Source organism: Dolichospermum sp. UHCC 0260, assembly GCF_009711985.1.
In the GTDB taxonomy this organism is placed as follows: domain Bacteria; phylum Cyanobacteriota; class Cyanobacteriia; order Cyanobacteriales; family Nostocaceae; genus Dolichospermum; species Dolichospermum lemmermannii.
On record NZ_VIKZ01000064.1, the window covers coordinates 15,560 to 35,369 of the forward strand.

Annotated in this window: 22 protein-coding genes and 1 pseudogene; 12 read left to right on the forward strand and 11 right to left on the reverse strand. The window is 38.1% G+C overall.

The genetic code is table 11. From position 1 onward, the window contains the following. The first annotated feature begins 299 nt into the window (after positions 1-299). A complete protein-coding gene (locus FJR08_RS19880; protein WP_168634303.1) occupies positions 300-1,331 on the forward strand; it encodes a hypothetical protein in 1,032 nt (343 codons plus the stop codon). Here the strand turns inward: FJR08_RS19880 and FJR08_RS19885 are convergent. The 5 genes from FJR08_RS19885 to FJR08_RS19905 form a co-directional block, all read right to left on the reverse strand. Further along, positions 1,300-1,455, reverse strand: coding sequence for a hypothetical protein (locus tag FJR08_RS19885; RefSeq protein WP_168634304.1), 156 nt, complete (start codon positions 1,453-1,455; stop codon positions 1,300-1,302). The two genes, FJR08_RS19880 and FJR08_RS19885, sit on opposite strands and share 32 nt — an antisense overlap. Before the next feature lie 66 nt (positions 1,456-1,521). Beyond that, the gene (locus FJR08_RS19890; protein WP_015079161.1) at positions 1,522-1,812 is read right to left on the reverse strand and encodes a 4a-hydroxytetrahydrobiopterin dehydratase; all 291 of its coding nucleotides are present in this window, start codon (positions 1,810-1,812) and stop codon (positions 1,522-1,524) included. Between the two features lie 47 nt (positions 1,813-1,859). Further along, positions 1,860-2,120, reverse strand: a complete 261-nt coding sequence (locus FJR08_RS19895) for a transporter suffix domain-containing protein (RefSeq protein ID WP_168634305.1) — start codon at positions 2,118-2,120, stop codon at positions 1,860-1,862. A gap of 135 nt (positions 2,121-2,255) precedes the next feature. Continuing rightward, entirely contained in the window at positions 2,256-2,591 is a 336-nt protein-coding gene (locus FJR08_RS19900) for a XisI protein (RefSeq protein ID WP_168634306.1), read from the reverse strand. Continuing rightward, a complete protein-coding gene (locus FJR08_RS19905; RefSeq protein ID WP_168634307.1) occupies positions 2,579-2,995 on the reverse strand; it encodes a XisH family protein in 417 nt (138 codons plus the stop codon). Before FJR08_RS19905 ends, FJR08_RS19900 begins: the two co-directional genes overlap by 13 nt. Before the next feature lie 691 nt (positions 2,996-3,686). Between FJR08_RS19905 and FJR08_RS19915 the strand changes: the two genes are divergently transcribed. From FJR08_RS19915 to FJR08_RS19930, 4 genes are all read left to right on the forward strand, one after another. Next, positions 3,687-4,385 carry an aldehyde oxygenase (deformylating) gene (locus FJR08_RS19915; RefSeq protein WP_168634314.1) on the forward strand — a complete coding sequence of 233 codons (699 nt, stop codon included), beginning with the start codon at positions 3,687-3,689 and terminating at the stop codon, positions 4,383-4,385. Positions 4,386-4,662: 277 nt separating this feature from the next. Further along, positions 4,663-5,682 (forward strand): long-chain acyl-[acyl-carrier-protein] reductase, encoded by a 1,020-nt coding sequence (locus tag FJR08_RS19920; RefSeq protein WP_015079154.1) that lies wholly within the window; start codon positions 4,663-4,665, stop codon positions 5,680-5,682. A gap of 109 nt (positions 5,683-5,791) precedes the next feature. Further along, positions 5,792-6,772, forward strand: a complete 981-nt coding sequence (locus tag FJR08_RS19925) for an acetyl-CoA carboxylase carboxyltransferase subunit alpha (RefSeq protein WP_015079153.1) — start codon at positions 5,792-5,794, stop codon at positions 6,770-6,772. 158 nt (positions 6,773-6,930) lie between these two features. Next, positions 6,931-7,656, forward strand: a complete 726-nt coding sequence (locus tag FJR08_RS19930) for an SDR family oxidoreductase (RefSeq protein ID WP_015079152.1) — start codon at positions 6,931-6,933, stop codon at positions 7,654-7,656. Here the strand turns inward: FJR08_RS19930 and FJR08_RS24075 are convergent. After that, complete coding sequence (locus tag FJR08_RS24075) at positions 7,653-7,778, reverse strand: hypothetical protein (RefSeq protein ID WP_256369741.1); 126 nt, start codon at positions 7,776-7,778, stop codon at positions 7,653-7,655. The genes FJR08_RS19930 and FJR08_RS24075 overlap by 4 nt on opposite strands. A 31-nt stretch (positions 7,779-7,809) precedes the next feature. Here FJR08_RS24075 and folE point away from each other — a divergent pair, with 31 nt between their 5' ends. Continuing rightward, the gene (gene folE / locus FJR08_RS19935; RefSeq protein ID WP_148762926.1) at positions 7,810-8,517 is read left to right on the forward strand and encodes a GTP cyclohydrolase I FolE; all 708 of its coding nucleotides are present in this window, start codon (positions 7,810-7,812) and stop codon (positions 8,515-8,517) included. Between the two features lie 145 nt (positions 8,518-8,662). Here the strand turns inward: folE and FJR08_RS19940 are convergent, their stop codons facing one another. Then, positions 8,663-9,295, reverse strand: coding sequence for a phosphoribosylanthranilate isomerase (locus FJR08_RS19940; protein WP_168634315.1), 633 nt, complete (start codon positions 9,293-9,295; stop codon positions 8,663-8,665). A 129-nt stretch (positions 9,296-9,424) separates the two neighbouring features. Between FJR08_RS19940 and psaK the strand changes: the two genes are divergently transcribed. From psaK to FJR08_RS19955, 3 genes and pseudogenes are all read left to right on the forward strand, one after another. Then, positions 9,425-9,673, forward strand: a complete 249-nt coding sequence (psaK, locus tag FJR08_RS19945; RefSeq protein WP_015079149.1) for a photosystem I reaction center subunit PsaK — start codon at positions 9,425-9,427, stop codon at positions 9,671-9,673. Positions 9,674-10,252: 579 nt separating this feature from the next. After that, positions 10,253-11,449, forward strand: a complete 1,197-nt coding sequence (locus FJR08_RS19950; RefSeq protein ID WP_168634308.1) for a site-2 protease family protein — start codon at positions 10,253-10,255, stop codon at positions 11,447-11,449. 214 nt (positions 11,450-11,663) lie between these two features. Further along, positions 11,664-11,967: pseudogene (locus FJR08_RS19955) on the forward strand (hypothetical protein). Between the two features lie 145 nt (positions 11,968-12,112). Here the strand turns inward: FJR08_RS19955 and FJR08_RS19960 are convergent. The 3 genes from FJR08_RS19960 to FJR08_RS19970 form a co-directional block, all read right to left on the reverse strand. Further along, complete coding sequence (locus FJR08_RS19960; RefSeq protein WP_015079146.1) at positions 12,113-12,385, reverse strand: GlsB/YeaQ/YmgE family stress response membrane protein; 273 nt, start codon at positions 12,383-12,385, stop codon at positions 12,113-12,115. Positions 12,386-12,530: 145 nt separating this feature from the next. Continuing rightward, a complete protein-coding gene (gene hemN / locus FJR08_RS19965; RefSeq protein ID WP_015079145.1) occupies positions 12,531-13,913 on the reverse strand; it encodes an oxygen-independent coproporphyrinogen III oxidase in 1,383 nt (460 codons plus the stop codon). A 377-nt stretch (positions 13,914-14,290) separates the two neighbouring features. Beyond that, positions 14,291-14,965 carry a heme oxygenase (biliverdin-producing) gene (locus FJR08_RS19970; RefSeq protein WP_015079144.1) on the reverse strand — a complete coding sequence of 225 codons (675 nt, stop codon included), beginning with the start codon at positions 14,963-14,965 and terminating at the stop codon, positions 14,291-14,293. Positions 14,966-15,360: 395 nt separating this feature from the next. On the opposite strand from FJR08_RS19970, the gene acsF reads away from it, so the two are divergent. Further along, positions 15,361-16,437: a magnesium-protoporphyrin IX monomethyl ester (oxidative) cyclase gene (gene acsF, locus FJR08_RS19975; RefSeq protein WP_015079143.1), complete on the forward strand. Its 1,077-nt coding sequence runs from the start codon at positions 15,361-15,363 to the stop codon at positions 16,435-16,437. 48 nt (positions 16,438-16,485) lie between these two features. Here acsF and FJR08_RS19980 read toward each other — a convergent pair whose 3' ends face one another. Beyond that, positions 16,486-17,382: a metal ABC transporter substrate-binding protein gene (locus FJR08_RS19980; protein WP_254434419.1), complete on the reverse strand. Its 897-nt coding sequence runs from the start codon at positions 17,380-17,382 to the stop codon at positions 16,486-16,488. A gap of 267 nt (positions 17,383-17,649) precedes the next feature. On the opposite strand from FJR08_RS19980, the gene FJR08_RS19985 reads away from it, so the two are divergent. Together FJR08_RS19985 and FJR08_RS19990 are read left to right on the forward strand one after the other, a co-directional pair. Further along, positions 17,650-18,477, forward strand: a complete 828-nt coding sequence (locus tag FJR08_RS19985) for a metal ABC transporter ATP-binding protein (RefSeq protein WP_168634310.1) — start codon at positions 17,650-17,652, stop codon at positions 18,475-18,477. A gap of 324 nt (positions 18,478-18,801) precedes the next feature. Next, a complete protein-coding gene (locus FJR08_RS19990) occupies positions 18,802-19,647 on the forward strand; it encodes a metal ABC transporter permease (RefSeq protein WP_168634311.1) in 846 nt (281 codons plus the stop codon). The last annotated feature ends 163 nt before the right edge of the window (positions 19,648-19,810 follow it).

A 19,810-nucleotide genomic window follows, 5' to 3' on the forward strand; every position in this document is an offset into this window, starting at 1 on the left:
GCAGTTTTCGATCAAACCCACTACAAAAATAAATCGTATAACGAAGTTTAGTAATGGGTTAAACCCTTTCCATCTGTAGCACGTTTGATGACAATTTGCTGTAAAACTATGGTTTTCAACCTAAACGGGGTTTAGCTCCTTTATTTGCTCCACCTATCAGCATCTCCATTTTCTCATTTTCCCAGTCCCCTAAAATTTAATTTTTAAAGTAAAATACTTACTTGCTTGATTCACCAATTGTCAAAATAGTAAATTGCGTGAATATAAGCTAAATCGCATACCCCAACCAGCTATCCATCGTGCAAGATACCGACTCTATGAATGACATTGCTGCTGCACTCCAACAGCCAGCAGATTTAGACTTTGCATTACCTGATCCAGAAGATGAACAAATTCCTGAGTCCGACTTTTTACAACAACTTGATGTAGCATGGCAGGTATGCGATCGCTTTGATTTACAAACAGAAATTTGGCGTGGTCGCATTTTACGCTCTATTCGTGACCGTGAGAAAAAGGGCGGAGATGGACGCGGTGCGGGTTTTCTCAAATGGCTTAAAGAACGAGAAATCAGCAAAACCCAGGCATACAGTTGGATTCAATTAGCCAATAGTGCTGATACCTTGATATCAGATGGCAAACTGAACCCAGACACGGTTAATAACTTTAGTAAACGGGCATTTGTAGAAACCGCCAAAGCGTCTCCAGAAGTACAACAGATGGTCAGTGAAGCTGCGGAGAAAGGCGATCGCATTACCCGCAGAGAAGTCCGTCAACTCAGTGACGAATGGACAGCCATGTCCTCCGATTTATTACCAGAAGAAGTTAGGGAAAAAGCCGCAGATAACAGTCTGCCACCGCGCTACATTGCCCCTCTGGTCAAGGAAATGGAAAAACTGCCCGAATTGCACCAAAAGGCATTACAAAGGGATATAGCCGCCAATCCTGATGTTGATACTGTCAAACAAGCTACCTCAGAAGCCCGACAATTAGCCAAATATCTCAAATCTGCTGCCCAAGTGCAAGCGTTAATAGCGGAAGACGTAGATATTGAAACTGCCTTAGAAGAAGCCCAACGAGTCGGTTGTTTAAGTATTGCTGCTGACTTGGTCAATCAAGCATCGCAAATTGAACAAACCATTGGCAAATTGTACATGACCTGGAAAAAAATTAGTAGTTTAGCGGACAGGTTATATGTGGATACTGGTGCAAGTACGCCTAATTTGCGATCGCTCCTCACCTGCATAGAACCTCTAGGAGGGGAAATCATGGAACTGCAATTAAGCGGTACAACAGAACACACTATCCGCTTACAGATTCAGGAAACGAGTTAAGTAATAGGTAATGGGTAATGGGTAATTGGTGATTGGTGATTGGTAATGGGTAATTGGTAATGGGTAATTGGTAATTGGTAATTGGTAATTGGTGATTGGTAATTGGTAATTGGTAATTAGTCAAACTCTTTCCCAGTCCCCAACTTCCCCAACTTCCCCAACTTCCCCAACTTCTCCAACTTCCCCAATCTTACGGTGCTAATTCTTCCATTTTCTTCGCCAGTTCTACATCCAAATTGCTGATAGCATTACCGATGTCGTGGGTAATAAGATTTACCTGGACTGTACTGTAAACATTAAACCATTCCGGGTGATGTCCAAGTTTTTCCGCGTGAACACCCACACTAACCATCCAACCTAACGCAGTTGCAAAGGAGCTAAATTTATATTCTTTGTATAATTTGCCTTCTTTAATTTGCCATCCTGGTAAACTATTGAGGGCTAATTTTAGTTCTGCTTCGCTGAGTTTTTGTGCTGCCATTTTCCTAACCTACATAGAGATTTATAAATACTGATTCTACCTAATTATCATCTTTTTCTATTTTTCCGCTTCCATCTTTTGACGAGTATATTTAGATAACGGAAATTTAAATAACGGCGATACTTTTGCACTACTTCTTTCCCCACCAACAGCGCACCCAACCAAAATAGAACTTCAGCCAAGACCAATAATACTGGGACTAATATAGCTTTTTGGGCGAGAGAAATTGGCAAAAATGGGACAATTACAGCAATTATCAGCCACGGTAAAAATGAGATAATAATTAACCCTAAACCCAACTTTTGCATATTTGATGATGGTGACGGAATCTGAGTTTAGTGTTTTTATCTGTTTGGCTGAAGTGGTTTAACTGACATTGTAGGTTTTTTTTGTTTCATTCAAAGGAAAGAAATCCTGATTCTGACAACTGAAACATTCAACAATCAAGCTACACCATAACCAGTATAAGGGCGTTTGTAGGGTGGTTGTAAACCAAAAACAATATCTTCTTTTCGTATTCCCATATTTACAAGTTCTTGAGCTAAATCTGATTCTGTCATGTTTTGTTGAATCCAGATTTTGTTATCTTTAATGTCGAAATGAATAACGCTATGATAAACTCTTCTTAAATCATCCCAACCAACACGCATAAGTTGATAATGATCATGAATAGTATCAAAAATCAGTTCATTATCTATTTCGTCATATTTGGGCTTAAATTTACCATGTTCTTTGATGATGGTTTGAATACACTGACGATAATGTTCTATGTTGGCCATTGTATGATTACCTCCTGATCTGGATTATATACTATGATTTTAACTTGATATTTTTTTACAGTAATTTTAGCAAATCGAGTTTGAAAAAAAGAAATATAAGCATCTTTGGGAACAGCTAAATATAATTCTCTCTCTGACTCAATTTCTTCTAACATAGTTTGATAATTAAGAAATTGTCCTAATGCTGTATGGAATTCACTGACTGCTGAGTTACTAGCAAAACTTTTGATTTCTACAGCAATTTTTTTTTCTCCTTTTTCTGCTGCTATTAATCTTTCTGCACCTAAATCAATTCTAAAGGTTATCTCCTCTAATTCTACCTCTAAAGGATCATCTGTAATTATCCATCCTTCTTTTTCTAATGCGGTTCTAACTGCTTGATGAAATAAATCTCTTGCTGACATAGATATTTTATTGTTTCGTGTATTTTATTTGTCTGAATCAGAATTTTGTAGCAATACCTTAAATAAACTGGCATTGACTAATTAAAAATAACACTATCACGGCTATCGTAGCAATTGTCACTGCTGCTATCACTAACGAACAACTATTGGTAAACTGCTCTTATAACTGCAATAAAGCCAACTATACTTTGCTTAATTCCCATCTGGTTGTAAATACTAAAGGTTTAAATCAATCATTCCACTCACCAATTAAGATCAAGCAGAAGTGAAAATTGGAAAAGCCGTAACTGCGATCGCTACTAAGGTAGAATTAGCAAAAGCTAATAAAAACTTCCCTTGTCCCTACCCCCCGGTAATTGGCTAAAGTCCAATTATTTGGGGAAGTGCCTGTTCGCACCCCCAAAAGAGGTCAGGAAAACCACAATTAGCGGCAGTAACCCTATAAATGCACTTGTTAGCGCTACTAACAGGCTCAACAAATTGGCATTTTTTTAGATTCCAGTTTAGCTTGGACATTGGCTATGACTCCATACATTTGTTTTTCTGTTGGTACAACCATCAGTAAAAACTAATTTAATAACTATAGTTTCTTGTTAAGTTAAATTAAATCACAGTGATAATTACCCCAAATTGATCGGGTAATTTAAGTTTTTGTATTAAATAATTCATGGACAACGGAGTAACACCGAATATGCAGCAGCTTGTAGACCAAATTGAAAAAATTGATTTCCAAAGCGAAATATATAAAGATGCTTATAGCCGCATCAATGCCATTGTCATTGAAGGGGAACAAGAAGCCCACGAAAATTACATGACATTAGCGAAACTGCTGCCAGCACAGGAAGAGGAATTAATTCGTCTCTCGAAAATGGAAAGTCGCCACAAAAAAGGTTTTGAAGCCTGTGGACGGAATTTAAAAGTGACTCCAGATTTAGTATTCGCTAAAAAGTTTTTCTTGGGACTACACGACAATTTTCAAACCGCAGCCAAAGAAGGTAAAGTCGTTACTTGCCTTTTGATTCAATCATTAATTATCGAATGTTTTGCGATCGCTGCCTATAATATCTACATTCCCGTAGCTGATGATTTCGCTCGTAAAATCACAGAAGGAGTTGTAAAAGAAGAATACAGCCATCTTAACTTTGGTGAAGTGTGGTTGCAAGAAAACTTTACAGAATCTCAAGCCGAATTAGAAGCAGCAAACCGCCAAAATCTGCCCATTGTCTGGAAAATGCTGAACGAAGTAGCAGACGATGCCAAAGTCTTAGCAATGGAAAAAGATGCTTTAGTAGAAGACTTTATGATTCAATACGGTGAAGCATTAAGTAACATTGGCTTTACCACCCGTGACATCATGCGTCTTTCAGCCTACGGACTGGCAACCGTTTAATAACTGCCCACAGGGGTGACGACTTTGTTACCCCAGGGAGGTAGGGGAAGTAGGGGAAGTAGGGGAGGTAGGGGAGGTAGGGGAGGTAGGGGAGGTAGGGGAGTAATAGTTCTGTAGTCAACCGTCAACTGTGAACATTGACCCCTTATGTAGTATTTTTAATAATTAGATACTATAGTTTGCGATTTCTCCAAAATCCAAAATCTCAAATCCAAAGTTGGTATTGCCCACTAATTCCACAGTTTTGCACGACAGCACACGCCTAATATATCACTCCATGTTTGGTTTAATTGGACATCTGACTAGTTTAGAACACGCTCAATCAGTAGCTCAAGAATTGGGATATCCAGAATATGCCGATCAAGGGCTAGACTTTTGGTGTAGCGCCCCGCCGCAAATAGTTGATCATATCACTGTCACCAGTATCACCGGGCAGAAAATAGAAGGAAAGTATGTAGAATCTTGCTTTTTGCCAGAAATGCTGGCCAATCGTCGTATTAAAGCTGCCACGCGGAAAATTCTCAACGCTATGGCTCATGCTCAAAAGCATGGCATTGATATTACAGCTTTGGGAGGATTTTCCTCAATTATTTTTGAGAACTTTAATTTAGAGCAGTTCAAACAAGTCCGCAATATTAACCTAGATTTTGAACGCTTCACCACAGGCAATACTCATACAGCTTACATTATTTGTCGGCAAGTAGAAGAAGCCTCTAAACAACTAGGGATTGAATTGTCCAAAGCAACTGTAGCTGTGTGCGGTGCAACGGGGGATATTGGTAGCGCAGTCACCCGCTGGCTAGATAAAAAAACAGATGTCCAAGAATTACTATTAATTGCTAGAAATCAAGAACGTCTCCAAGAACTGCAAGCAGAACTAGGACGCGGTAAAATCATGGGATTACAGGAAGCATTACCCCAAGCGGATATTGTCGTTTGGGTGGCGAGTATGCCCAAAGGCGTAGAAATTGACCCGACAACATTAAAACAACCCTGTCTATTGATTGATGGTGGCTATCCTAAAAACTTAGGCACAAAAATTCAGCACCCAGGGGTGTATGTGTTAAATGGTGGCATTGTGGAGCATTCCCTAGATATTGACTGGAAAATTATGAAAATTGTCAATATGGATGTGCCAGGTCGGCAATTATTTGCTTGTTTTGCAGAATCAATGCTATTGGAATTTGAGAAGTTATATACAAACTTTTCTTGGGGGCGTAATCAGATTACCGTAGACAAAATGGAGCAAATTGGTCGTGTGTCCATTAAACACGGTTTTAGACCATTGCTAGTTTAGTCATTAGTCAGTGGTCAGTGGTCAGTGGCAAAGAAAAGACAACTAACAACTGACAACGGACGACTGACAACTGACAACCAACAACTAACAACTGACAACTAATATAAATATGGCAACCACTGAGCGCAAACCGCTACTGTTAGATTTTGAAAAGCCTTTAGCAGAACTGGCCACTCGCATTGACCAAATTCGCCAACTGGCTGAAGAAAATGGTGTTGATGTTTCTGGACAAATTCGCCAACTAGAGACAAGGGCGACGCAATTACGGGAAGAGATTTTTAGTAGTCTGACACCATCTCAACGATTGCAGGTAGCCCGTCATCCCCGCCGCCCTAGCACTTTAGATTATATTCAATCTATTAGTGATGAATGGATGGAGTTGCATGGCGATCGCTGTGGCGGAGATGATCCAGCTTTAGTTGGTGGCGTTGGTCGCATCGCTGGACAACCGGTGATGATGTTAGGACATCAAAAAGGTCGAGATACTAAAGATAACGTGGCTCGGAACTTTGGTATGGCTGCTCCTGGGGGCTACCGTAAGGCTCTGCGCCTCATGGAACACGCCAATAAGTTTAGTATGCCAATTTTGACCTTTATTGATACTCCTGGGGCTTGGGCAGGCATAGAAGCCGAACATCAAGGACAAGGAGAAGCGATCGCCTATAACCTGCGGGAAATGTTCAGTTTTGACGTACCCATCATTTGCACAGTTATTGGTGAAGGTGGTTCTGGTGGGGCGTTAGGTATTGGTGTAGGCGATCGCCTATTGATGTTTGAACACTCAGTTTATACCGTCGCTACCCCGGAAGCCTGCGCTGCAATTTTGTGGAAAGATGCCAGTAAATCTCACCTGGCCGCCGTAGCCTTAAAAATTATCTCCCACGACCTCAAAAACTTGGGCATTATTGACCAAATTCTCCCTGAACCCTTGGGTGGCGCACACTCAGACCCTTTAACAGCAGCGACAAACTTGAAACAAGCCTTGCTAGAAAACTTAGACGAACTGAACCGTCTGACACCTGCTGAACGTCGCCAACTCCGTTATGATAAATTCCGTAATATCGGCGTTTTCACAGAACTTGCTCACTAAAAATACTCAAGAAAATGGCATAGAATCACAGCAATGCTATAATTGCCTATGGCTGCTTAAAGATTTTTAACAATCTTCAAGAGCTATAGGCATTTGTATTTACTTGGGTTTATGAGCATCTGTTGGCTGACAGCATTGCCAAAAAGTTGGAAAATATCATGAATTTTGAGCAAAAAAGACGCGCCTTAATTACTGGTGCTAGTAGCGGAATTGGCAAAGCAACAGCTTTGGCATTTGCCAAGGCTGGGATAGATGTAGCATTGGTCAGCCGTTCTCAGGATAAACTAGAGTCCGTAGCTAAAGCTGCACAGGAGTTAGGAGTAGAAGCCAAAGCCTTTTGTGTAGACTTAGCTGAAGTTACCCAGGTTAAATCCAAAATTCAAGGAATAGCTGACGAATTTGGCAACATAAATATTCTCATCAATAACGCTGGGATTGGATATACGGGCAACCTGAGTGAAACACCTTTAGAAGACTGGCAACAGGTAATTAATTTAAATCTCACCAGTGTCTTTCAGTGCATGATGGGAATTTTGCCAGGAATGCGCCAACAAGGCCAAGGCACAATTATTAATATTGCCTCTATAGCTGGCAAACAAGCTTTTCCGGGTTGGGGCGCTTACTGCGTCAGCAAAGCAGGACTTCTTTTCCTATCCCAAACCCTCGCACAAGAAGAACGTGCTAATGGCATTCGCGTCATTGCCATTTGTCCTGGTTCTGTGAATACGGAAATTTGGGATACACCTACAGTCCAAGCCAACTTTGACCGTTCCCAAATGTTAACTCCAGAAATTGTGGCAACAACAATTCTGCACACTGTCTTATTACCACAAGAAGCAGTAATTCAAGAATTGACGATTATGTCCAATGCTGGTGTTCTCTAATTGGTGATTTTATCATTTATCTCTTTAATTACCACTGACAACTGTACGGGCGAAGCATTTGCAGAACTATTTTTGGCAATGACCGATAATTTATCTTCCAAATGCTTCGCCCCTACTAACAACTGACAACTGACAAATTACTAAAATTCAATCATGACTATCGCCAGTTCAAACGGTTCTAATCGCACACAATCTCCCTTGATTCCCGACTTAGCAGAAGCTATCACTGTCCGCCCAGACCGTAATACTCATGATGGCAAAGAACCACAAATACATCCACCATCTGAGGAAATCATGGATGAAATGATGGCAGCGGTGCGAACAATGATTGTGGGAGTAGGAGAAGATCCTGAACGGGAAGGACTTCTGAAAACACCCAAGCGCGTAGCTAAGGCGATGAAGTTTCTTACCAGTGGCTATAATCAATCTTTAGAAGACCTCATCAATGGTGCTATTTTTGATGAAGGACATGATGAAATGGTGTTAGTTAGAGATATTAACTTCTTTAGCTTATGCGAACATCATATGTTGCCATTTATGGGTAGAGCGCACGTGGCTTATATTCCCAATCAAAAAGTGGTGGGATTAAGTAAACTAGCACGGATTGTGGAAATGTATTCTCGCCGGTTACAAGTCCAAGAAAGACTAACTCGACAAATTGCTGAAGCACTGCAAACCGTTCTCGAACCTAAAGGTGTTGCTGTCGTCATGGAAGCCAGTCATATGTGCATGGTAATGCGTGGAGTGCAAAAACCTGGTTCTTGGACAGTTACCAGTTCAATGGTAGGAGTATTCCAGGAAGAACAGAAAACCCGTGAAGAATTCTTCAGCTTGATTCGTCACCAACCGTCATTCTTTTAATGAGGGAACAGGGAACGGGGAGCAGGGAACAGGGAACAGATTTTTTCAACTGACAACTGTACGGGCGAAGCATTTGGAGAACTATTTTTGGCAATGACCGATAATTTATCTTCCAAATGCTTCGCCCCTACTGACAACTGACCAATTACCTATTCCCCAGATTTTGAAATAATAGAGCTACTTTGTCTAAATCTTTGTTACCTGGTGAGTGTTCGACACCACTGGATAAATCAATACCATGGGGGTTAATTTGACTTAAAGCAGTCAAAATATTATCTGGTGTGAGTCCTCCGGCTAAGAACCAAGGGAGAGAGGGGCTAAATTCCTGATTTAACATTAGCCAATCTAGGGTTTGTCCTGTTCCTCCTAGGTGTTGGGGATGGTAGGCATCAAGTAGTAGGGTATCTACATAATCTGTATAATGCGTGGTGGTTTGTAGATGCTCTAAACTGTGGACTCGTATAGCTTTAATAATTTCTACTTGGGATAAAGATTGACGTAATTGATGGCAAAATTCTGGTGTTTCGTCTCCATGTAGCTGGACACCAGTTAAACCAGACTTTTTAACTATTTGACTAATTTCGGAAATAGTGGTGTTAGCAAAAACGCCGATCTTATCAATATTTGGGGTAATTGGAGCGATAGCTGCCTGAATTTGAGCTATACTAACGTAGCGAGGGGAACTGGGAACACAGATAAATCCTAGCGCTGTTGCACCGAGGGAAGTTATAGCTAGAGACTGCTCTGGTTGAGTAATACCGCAAATTTTAACCCGAATTTTCATCTGAAAAGTTACAAATAATCACAAAAGTATCTTAATTCAAGTTAAAAACTTTTGCTTTGTCCTTAGTAATTTTATAATTCGGTAGGATTATATTCATTTTTTCAATCAGGAGAACACACTTTCATGTTATCAGTTTTATTAGCCGCAGCATCCGTTCCTGTTACACCAGTGTGGAGTCCTACAGTCGGTATCATTATCAGCGCCAGCAGCGCAGTTGTACTTTTATTCACTTTTGCACTCAAATCTGCTAAAGTCGGACCAAGGATGCCTGTATTACCTGTGAGTGTACCAGGATTCATTGGGGCAATGGCTTTTGGTCATGTGATTGGTATTGGTATTGTGTTAGGACTGACTAATATTGGTCGCTTGTAAGTTCGATTTCATCCTCTCTTGCTATAGAGAGTAAAAATTCAGCGGTAGGTAAAAATCAAATTACTTACCGCTAATGTCCTAACCACTTTGCTGGTTGACATAATTAAGTTTAAATCAAAATTGAATAGTAAATATTTTCCAGTTAAATTTTTATTGATCCTATTGGTAGCAATTAGCATTTTTTTTAGATTTACTGATCTGTCTCATAATTAAGGACTAGCTGAAAAAGAACCGCAGCAAACACCTTTGTATTTTATTATATTAAGATTTTGGACGCAAATATTTGGTAATTCTATGGCAGTAATTAGAAGTTGTTCAGCTTTTTTTAGCTTAGAAAATATTGACTCGTCTGTTTTATTTAAGATTGAATAATTATTTCACAATTTTTGGTTTTTGAGGAATTAAATTCTCAGAATAATTGACCGCAGATAAACGCAGATAAACGCAGATAAAGACGGATGAATTAATGGATTTTATGATTCTGTGCAAATATAGATCCCAAAACCAATAAAATCGTTAGGATATTAATAGGGTTCAGGATTGTGTTGAAGGTATTGAAAAACTAGATAAATTGATGTTATGCAAACTAATTGGCAAATAGGTTCTTTATTTGGCATTCCTTTATTTTTAGACCCCTTATGGTTTGTAATTTTGGGGTTAACTACCCTGAATTTTGGATTTGCTTACCAACAATGGGGGACTGTCGCGGGTTGGAGTGCTGGTTTGATTATGGCACTGTTGTTATTTGCTTCGGTGCTACTGCATGAGTTGGGACATAGCTTGGTGGCACAGTCCCAAGGAATTAAGGTGAATTCTATTACTTTGTTTTTGTTTGGGGGAGTTGCGGCCATCGAGGAGGAATCAAAAACTCCTGGTAAAGCTTTTCAAGTAGCGATCGCTGGACCTGCGGTAAGTGTTATCCTATTTTTGTTACTGCGTCTGGGTGCGAGTGTAATTCCTGATAGTAATCCTTTGCATGAAATGATGGGAGATTTATCAAGAATTAACTTAGTTGTGGCTTTATTTAATTTAATTCCTGGTTTACCTTTGGACGGGGGACAGGTGTTAAAAGCGGCTTTGTGGAAAATTACAGGCGATCGCTTTAAAGCTGTACACTGGGCAGCAAAAGCCGGACAAATTTTAGGTTATAGTGCGATCGCTTTGGGATTTGCCATTGATTTCTTCACCAGAGAATTTATCACGGGTTTATGGATTGTTTTGATCGGTTGGTTTGCGGTTCGGAATGCTAACAGTTATGACCGGGTAACTACATTACAAGAAACTTTACTAAAGTTAGTAGTATCTGATGGTATGACTCGTAATTTTCGGGTAGTTGATGCTAATCAAACATTGCGAGAATTTGCTGATTCTTATCTTTTAGAAACAACTACACCAGAAGTTTATTTTGCGGCAGCTGATGGTCGTTATCGCGGTTTAGTTAATATTAATGATTTGCGAACTACCCAAAGAAGTGAATGGGAAACCCAAACTTTACAAACTATTGTTCATCCCCTAAATACAATTCCTACTGTTGTTGAATCTACTTCTTTAGCAGAGGTAATTAAGAAATTAGAAACTGAACAATTACCTCAGATTACTGTTCTTTCTCCTGCGGATGCTGTTGCTGGTGTCATTGATAGAGGGGATATTGTCCAAGCATTAGCACAAAGGTTAAATTTGCCAATTACTGCTGCGGAAATTAAACGCATCAAGGAAGAAGGGAGTTTTCCTCTAGGTTTACAATTAGGGGTAATAGCGAAGTCTGTAGAAAAATGAAATTGTCAGAATCAGGATATCCAGAATTTGAGGATGTTCAGGATGAATGATTTTTGATGGTTAGAAAATTTTGGAAATTGTCAGAATCAGGATATCCAGAATTTGAGGATGTTCAGGATGAATAAATAGAACATCTTGTTAATCTTTAAATCCTCTAAATCCTGATGATAAAAATTAATGCTATAATCAACAAATAACTACTTGGTATCATATTATGATGATTACTCAAGAATTAGAATGTCAAGAAAACATCTCTCAAGATATAATTTTTCCTCCCAGTGATTTATATAGTAATGAACCTCCCGTGGAAACAGAACTACATCTGAGACAAATAATTCTCCTTTTCAAATGAAAAAGGACATTTATGGAGTCGTCAGCTAGGTTTATATTTGGGAATTTATGAGGGTTTATTACGGTATTTTACACCAGAAGGAAAGCTAGTTTTTACCCCTGAAGAAACCGCAGAACGTTTAGCAGCAAAGTTGCGAGAACTAAATATTGACCCAGAAACAATTTAAAATGTAGGTTGGGTTAAGCTGCATCGCAACCCAACCAAAGTTTTGATAATGTAACAGTGTTGGGTTTCCTTGCGTCAACCCAACCTACGTAAATTAATGAAAATGACTTTAATTAATGCTATATCAATAGCTAACTATTAGTAAGTTATGCCCTGCTGCCTCTTTGGAATAATCCCCACAAATAAATGGCAATAATTGCCCCAAGAACTGCCACTATTACCCCAGGAATACTTAAAGATGCCGATGTCAGTTGTAAAGTCCCTGTGCGGAGAAGAGTAAATAAACTACCACCGATAAAAGCACCAACAATACCTAAGATCATGGTGGATATCATCCCCCCACCTTGATAACCAGGATAGATTGATTTGGCAATTACACCAGCTAATAGTCCCAAAATTATCCAAGTAATAATATTCATTGATTGCCTCAAACAATTGACTTAGGTTATGTCAAATTTATCAAAGCTTAATATTATTTATTTCTACCTAATGACATAAACTGTATAAATCAAAAGGTATGTAGTTTTGTTCTGTTCATAAATCATCACTACATACCAATGCTAATTAAATAGAACGCGAGAATTTTGTCTCTCTAGTTCTTGTATGAGTATCGAAAACAACTGCAATATTTCTAACTAGCAATCTACCAATATCAGTAATATGGATTTCGTCTGCTAATACATTTACTAATCCATCCGCTTGTAGTGGTGCTAATTCTTTGAGTTCATAGCCAAAATATTTATCAAAATTGATATGATATTTCTGCTCAATCTCTGACTTATTTAATTGAAAGTGAGACATTATTGACATAATTACATCCCGTCTAATAATGTCATCTTGAGTGAGTTTAATGCCTTTACTGGTAGGAATTACACCTGCGGCAACTGCTTTGTAATAATCCTTTAATTCCTTGTGGTTTTGAGCATAGGCATCTTCTAACATACTAATAGATGTGGCACCGAAACCAAACAATTCCGTTTCCGCGTGGGTAGTATAACCTTGGAAATTACGTTTTAGTGTACCATGACGTTGAGCGATCGCTAATTCATTGTTATTTTTAGCAAAATGATCCATCCCAATAAACAGATACTCATTATTAGTTAATTCCTCAATCGTCATTTTGAGAATATCTAACTTTTCTTCTGCTCCCGGTAATGCGGCTTGGGGAATCATTTTTTGTACAGGTTTAATCCAAGGAACATAGGCAAAATTAAACACGACAATTCTATCAGCATCCAATGCCATTGTCTTGTGTAATGTTTCTCGAAAAGTGTCAAGAGTTTGATAAGGTAAACCGTAAATTAAGTCTACATTGACACTATCAAATTTAGCCTCCTTAATCCAACTCATCACATCAAAAAGTAGTGCTTCTGGTTGAATCCGATTCACCGCTTTTTGTACTTCTGGGTTAAAATCTTGAATCCCAAAACTAATGCGATTAAAGCCAATATCTCGCAAAAATAAGATATAGTCTCTAGTCACATAGCGGGGATTAATTTCAATGGATACTTCTGCATCTGAAGCAATTTGGAAATTACGGGTAATATTTTTCCATAGAAATTCTACTTGATCAAGTTCTAAATAATTCGGTGTACCTCCACCCCAATGAATCTGAAGGACTTTTCTATCTTTGTCAATTAAAGCTGAGGTATTTTTGATTTCCTGTTCCAAATGTTCTAGATATGGAATAGCCATTTTCTTGTTATTGGTAATCACGGTATTGCAACCGCAGAAATAACAAGCGCTTTGGCAAAAAGGAATATGGAAATATAGGGATAGAGGTGTTTGTCTTTGATTGGAAGCGGTAATTGCAGATTGGAAATCTCTTGCAGTGAAATTTTCACTTAATTCCGTTGCTGGGGGATAACTCGTATATCGAGGAGCGCGAGTATCATACTTTTGAATTAGATCAAAATCAAACTTAACACCAGGTAATAGAAAAACCATTACAGCCTCCAATAAATGTGGGTATATGTCCTTGTAGGGGCGTTCGCGGAGCGTGCTGGAAGCATCAGCATTCGGCCGATAAACTATCGCTAAAACCATTAATTCTCAATCCGAATTCTTCGCCCTTACTAGTTGGGAATAATCACAATTAATTTTCCCAATTTAATGTTGTAATTGAGGATTTAGCTATTAGCAAATAGAATATTTTTATCCTATTCGTTTGTGGTTAGTATTATTTTTAACGAACCACAGAGGCACAGAGAACACAGAGGAAGAGAATAAATAGATGTTTGCATCTTGTTTAGGATTTTTATATAATTCATCATTGTCAAAATTAATTGGGTGATGAATTATATTTTTGTAAATGATGCAGAGACTCAAGTTAATTCGTTGTAAGTAGCTCTACCCAGGGCTTGGATTAAAATACTTTCCAACTCTTTAAGTATCTGCATATTTAGCTTGAAAGCATGGTTAGCTTCTGCCACAATTTTGTCAGTGGTTTTATCGTCAATAGATAGTTTATCTAATGCTTGACGATACTTTCCTTTGAAAGCCTGCTTGTCTGGAATTTGCTGAAAGTTGTAAAATGATGTTCCTTCATGTCCAGACAGTTTTAAGGCTGACTGAGCAATTTTTTGTAGCATTTGCCCACCAGAAAGATCACCCAAATAACGAGTATAGGAATGAGCTAACAATAGTGCAGGTTCATGAGTAGAAATTTGTTGAATACGCGCAATATAAGCTTGAGCAGCGGGTGAAGGGGTGATGCGTTTCTGCCATTGATTCCCATAGTAAAATAACATATCTTGTTCTAGGGAAGATTGGCGATTTAGTTCGGGAAAATAAATCAAATTAATGACAGGATGCTGTTTATGTTTCTCAATTGCTGTTTCTAGTTCACTGTAAACAAAATAGAAATTCCTCAACAACTGAATAAAACAATCTCTATCTACAACTCCTTTGACAAAACATTTCATGAAACCCAGATTTTCTGAATCTGTATGTGCTTGTTGAGTTCCTACACGCAGTTTCATTGCCAAATCATTACTCATTCTTAGTTCCTTCTTCTTTACGTGTCAGGGTTTGCAAATTTCAACGACTTGTTTATCAGTTCACCGTCGTTATCATCACAGAAAAATTGCTATTCTATGGGAATAGGGTTTTGAGAATAATTTCTCCAGCACAAATTACTACCGATGCAGATTTCGGCTAGTTTTACTGCTCCTGAAATCATTTAACTATTATTCTTTGTATAACTATAAGAGTATTCATATTTATTTATGGTTTCATAAATACATTTGTTCAGTAAATAGGTATTTAAACTATGGGAGAATTAAAGATAATTCAGTATTTTTGTAAGAATTAGTTTCAATAATTTAACTGATGACTAATAACAAATATTTATGCTTATATAATTTTAAGGCAGACAATGGTAAAGGGACTACTTATGGTTAAATCGTTCGATAAACCCCCACTTGATTTATCGAAATCAGGTGTAAAAGCACCAGTTCAAGAAACATTATTAACACCCCGTTTTTATACCACTGATTTTGACACAGTGGCAAAAATGGATATTTCTGGGTATGAAACGGAATTAAGGTCTGTAATTGACGAACTCAAGGCTGATTATAACCGTCATCACTTTGTGCGCGATGATGAATTTAAGCAAGGTTGGGATCACATTGTTGGTGAAAAACGACTTGCTTTCATTGACTTTTTAGAACGTTCTTGTACTTCAGAATTTTCCGGGTTTTTACTGTTTAAAGAATTATCTCGTCGTCTTAAAGACAGTAACGCTTTACTATCAGAAGCATTTGCTTATTTAGCGCGAGATGAAGCCCGTCATGCGGGATTTCTGAATAAGTCAATGGCAGATTTTAACCTTTCTCTTGACTTGAGTTATCTCACTAAAAATCGTACCTATACATTTTTCCCAATAGAGTGGGTTATTTACACAGTTTACCTATCAGAAAAAATAGGTTATTGGCGTTATATTTTAGTATTTCGTCACATGGAAAAAAATCCCGAATACCAGTTTTATCCCCTATTTCGGAAGTTTGAAAGCTGGTGTCAAGATGAGAATAGACATGGTGATTTTTTCAAAGCTTTGTTACGTTCTCAACCCCAATTATGGAATAATTGGAGATCTCGCTTATGGGTGCGGTTTTTCTTGATAACTGTGTTTGCTACCCACACTATGACAGTATTTGAAAGAGGGAATTTCTATGAAATATTAGGGATTCATCCTCGTCAATACAATACTCAAGTAGTTGAAGAAACTAACAAAACCGCAGCTAAAGCATTTCCAATTATTTTAAATACCAATCACCCTTACTTTTTCTGGTATTTGGAACAATGTGCTGTCTATAATCAGAAAATAATTGATCTCAATCAAATCAATGATTGGAAAATTGCGAAATTCATCCAAAAAATTCCCTTAACTCTAATGATTTTTTGGTATATGTTCAAGCTATTTCTGATTAAACCCATAGACACAGAAGCAACTCGTGAACAAGTTTGTTAATTAATCAATCAGATCCCCGACTTCTGAGAGAAGTCGGGGATCTAATCCTTATTTTTGACTCTTTAATGGAAATGGCGTATATTTTCCCCCCAATGCTTCAACAATAGCGCGGGTATTTGCTGCCATCATTTTTATATAAGTATCGCCATTACTACCTTTTGCCCCAATAGAATCAGAATAAAGTGGAGTTGGTGCTAATTTTACTCCGGCTTCTTCGGCTACTGTTTTAATTAAAGCTGGATTAATTGTTGTTTCGGCAAATATAGCGGGAACACCTATTTTTTTAACAGATTCAACTAACTTTTTCACAGTTTGAGCGCTGGGTTGTTCCTCCGTACTAATGCCAATTAAAGTTCCAGCGATCGCTATTTTATAAGCATTTCCGTAATATTGAAAAGCATCATGGGTAGTGATGAGTTTCCTTTTATCTGCGGGAATAGTTTGAATTTCTTGAATGATCCAAAGATGTAATTGTTGTAATTCATCAGTTAGCCTTTCGGCATTTTGAGTAAATTTTTCTTGATCTTCTGGTGACAATTCAATTAAACTATCTCGAATTGCTTTCACCATAGAGATAACATTTTCTGCACTGCCCCAAACATGAGGATCTGGGATAATTTGCCCTTTACCTTTATCTAATTTCAAAGATTTAACAACTTCTCCCACAGCTATTTTTTTCGCTTTCCCTCCAGTCGCATTCATTAACTTAATAAGTCCCGGTTCTAAATTGTAACCGTTATACAAAATCAAGTTAGCTTTTTCCAAAACTCGACTATCTGCGGGTACAGGTTCGTAAACATGAGGGTCCGCACCTGGTTTGAGAATTCCCGTAATTTGTACTTCTTCTTTGCCAATTTCTTCAGCTAAATCAGCAATAATGGTACTTGTTGCTACAACCTGTGGCTGAGTATTTCCCTGGGGTTGGGAGTTGGGAGTACAACCCATTAAAGCCAAAGATAGGAAAATTCCTAGACAAAGGGGATTAAGTAAAGAGAACCTAACCCCCAACCCCTTCCCTCGCAGGGAAGGGGAGTAAGAATAAAAGCCTCTCTCCTCACAGGGGACAGGTTTGGAGAGGGGTTTCAGTAATAAGTCATACATTGTATTAAACATTAGTTTCATTTATCTCAGTGATTACTTCTAATTATATATATTTTCATATTTCTCTCATTTTTATAGTAAACTCAAAAAATAAGTATTTTAACTAGGGTTATGCAAAACGTTTCTTTTTACCGAAAATTTAGCCTATCTCCCAAAAATCAAGTAGATATACCTACACAAGTTATTAAATCCATTGACATGAATTCCTCAACAGCAATTAACATCACTAACATAGGCGTATATTACCGCACACAAGAAGCATTGAGAGACGTTAATTGCACAATTAAGCCGGGAAGAATCACAGGCATTTTTGGACCCAATGGGGCGGGTAAAAGTACATTAATGAAAGCCATTTTGGGATTAGTTCCCATGAGTAGTGGTCAAGTTTTATACAAAAATCAGCCTTTAATGCAGCAACTAGAGAAAGTTGCCTATGTACCACAACGTAGCCAAATTGACTGGAATTATCCCGCAACCGTGTGGGATGTAGTGATGATGGGGCGTGTCAAAAAAACAGGATGGTTACGGAGTTTTTCCACAATTAGCCGCCAAATCGCCAAACAAGCATTAGAACGAGTGGGAATAGAAGAATTAAAAAATCGTCCCATTGGTGAACTTTCAGGAGGACAACAACAACGGGTATTTTTAGCCAGGGCGTTAACTCAAGAAGCAGAAATTTTCTGTTTTGATGAACCATTTGTAGGGATAGATCAAAAAACCCAAACTATCATATTTGAAGTCTTTCAAGAACTAGCAAAAAACAATAAAATCGTCCTAGTAGTTAATCATGATTTAGGTGAATCAATCACCCATTTTGATGATTTAATCTTACTAAATTGCGAATTGATCGCCACAGGTTCACGCCAACAAGTCTTAACAGAAGAAAACTTATATCGAGCTTATAGTGGCAAAGTTATGTACTTTTCCGACGCAGCATAATAACGGCTAATACCAAATTAAAATGAAGGTGCATAGAATAAAAAATCAAGAATAATTGAACGCAGATAAACGCAGATAAACGCGGATGAATTAATTGATTTTATAATTCAATACAGTTCAGTTAAGAATTTGTTCCTCTCTTGTCTCTGTGTCCTCTGTGCCTCTGTGGTTCGTTTTAAAAAAGATTTTTAGGCTTAACTGAATCGTCGTGTTTTATAATTCTGTGCAGCATCACATAAAATTGGTATTTTCTTCCTCTCTTCCTTCGCTTACTATCTCTAACGAGACGCTTCGCTATCGCTCCTTCGTGGTTCATTTTCATCTATGCTTCAAGCACTAATAGAACCGTTGCAATATGGCTTCATGCAGCGTTCCTTAATCATCGCCATATTAGTAGGCTTACTGTGTGCCATTGTCGGTAGTTATTTAATGGTACAACGCCTAGCATTGCTGGGAGATGCTATTAGTCATTCAGTCTTACCAGGGCTTGCTATAGCCTTTATGATCGGTGCTAATATCTTTGTCGGGGCATTTATTGCTGGTGTTTTAAGTACAATGGCTATAGCGGTAATTAAAACCCGATCTCCTATCAAAGAAGATGCCGCTATGGGCATAGTTTTTTCTGCCTTTTTTGCTCTGGGAGTTACTTTAATTACAGTTATTCAAAAAGATAATAAAATTGATTTGAATCATTTTCTTTTTGGCAATATTTTAGGCGTAACCGGGGACGAAGTAAGAGACACAGCTATTATTGCAGCTATTGTTTTAATAGTAGTTTTTCTATTATATAAAGAACTGTTATTTTACACCTTTGATCCTTTGGGCGCACAAGCTGCTGGTTTACCAGTCAATCGCTTAAACTTTGGTTTAATGTTGTTAATTGCTTTAACTATTGTTGCCAGCATGAAAGCTGTGGGAGTAATTTTAGTATTATCACTTTTAATTACCCCAGGCGCAACTGCTTATTTATTGGTGAAACGTTTACATGAAGTAATGATTTTAGGGGCGGTAATTGGGGTAATTTCTAGTATTAGTGGAATGTATCTCAGTTACTTTTATAATTTACCTTCTGGTCCGGCGATTGTGTTAGTTGTTTCGGGTTTGTTTACGTTGGCTTTGTTGTTTAGTCCTCGACATGGGATTTTGATCCCTAGTGGGAATAGGAGATAAAATTATTAAATCGGTAATTTGATTACTAAACTGGAAAAGTGTTCACAAGTACCGCTATTATAATTCTTGAGGTGTCAGATTAAGGTGCAGCAACCCAGGTGAAAGAAAATGAATGAGATTCAAGGACAACTCCCGATTTTAGCTGGAAACAAAGGAAGATACC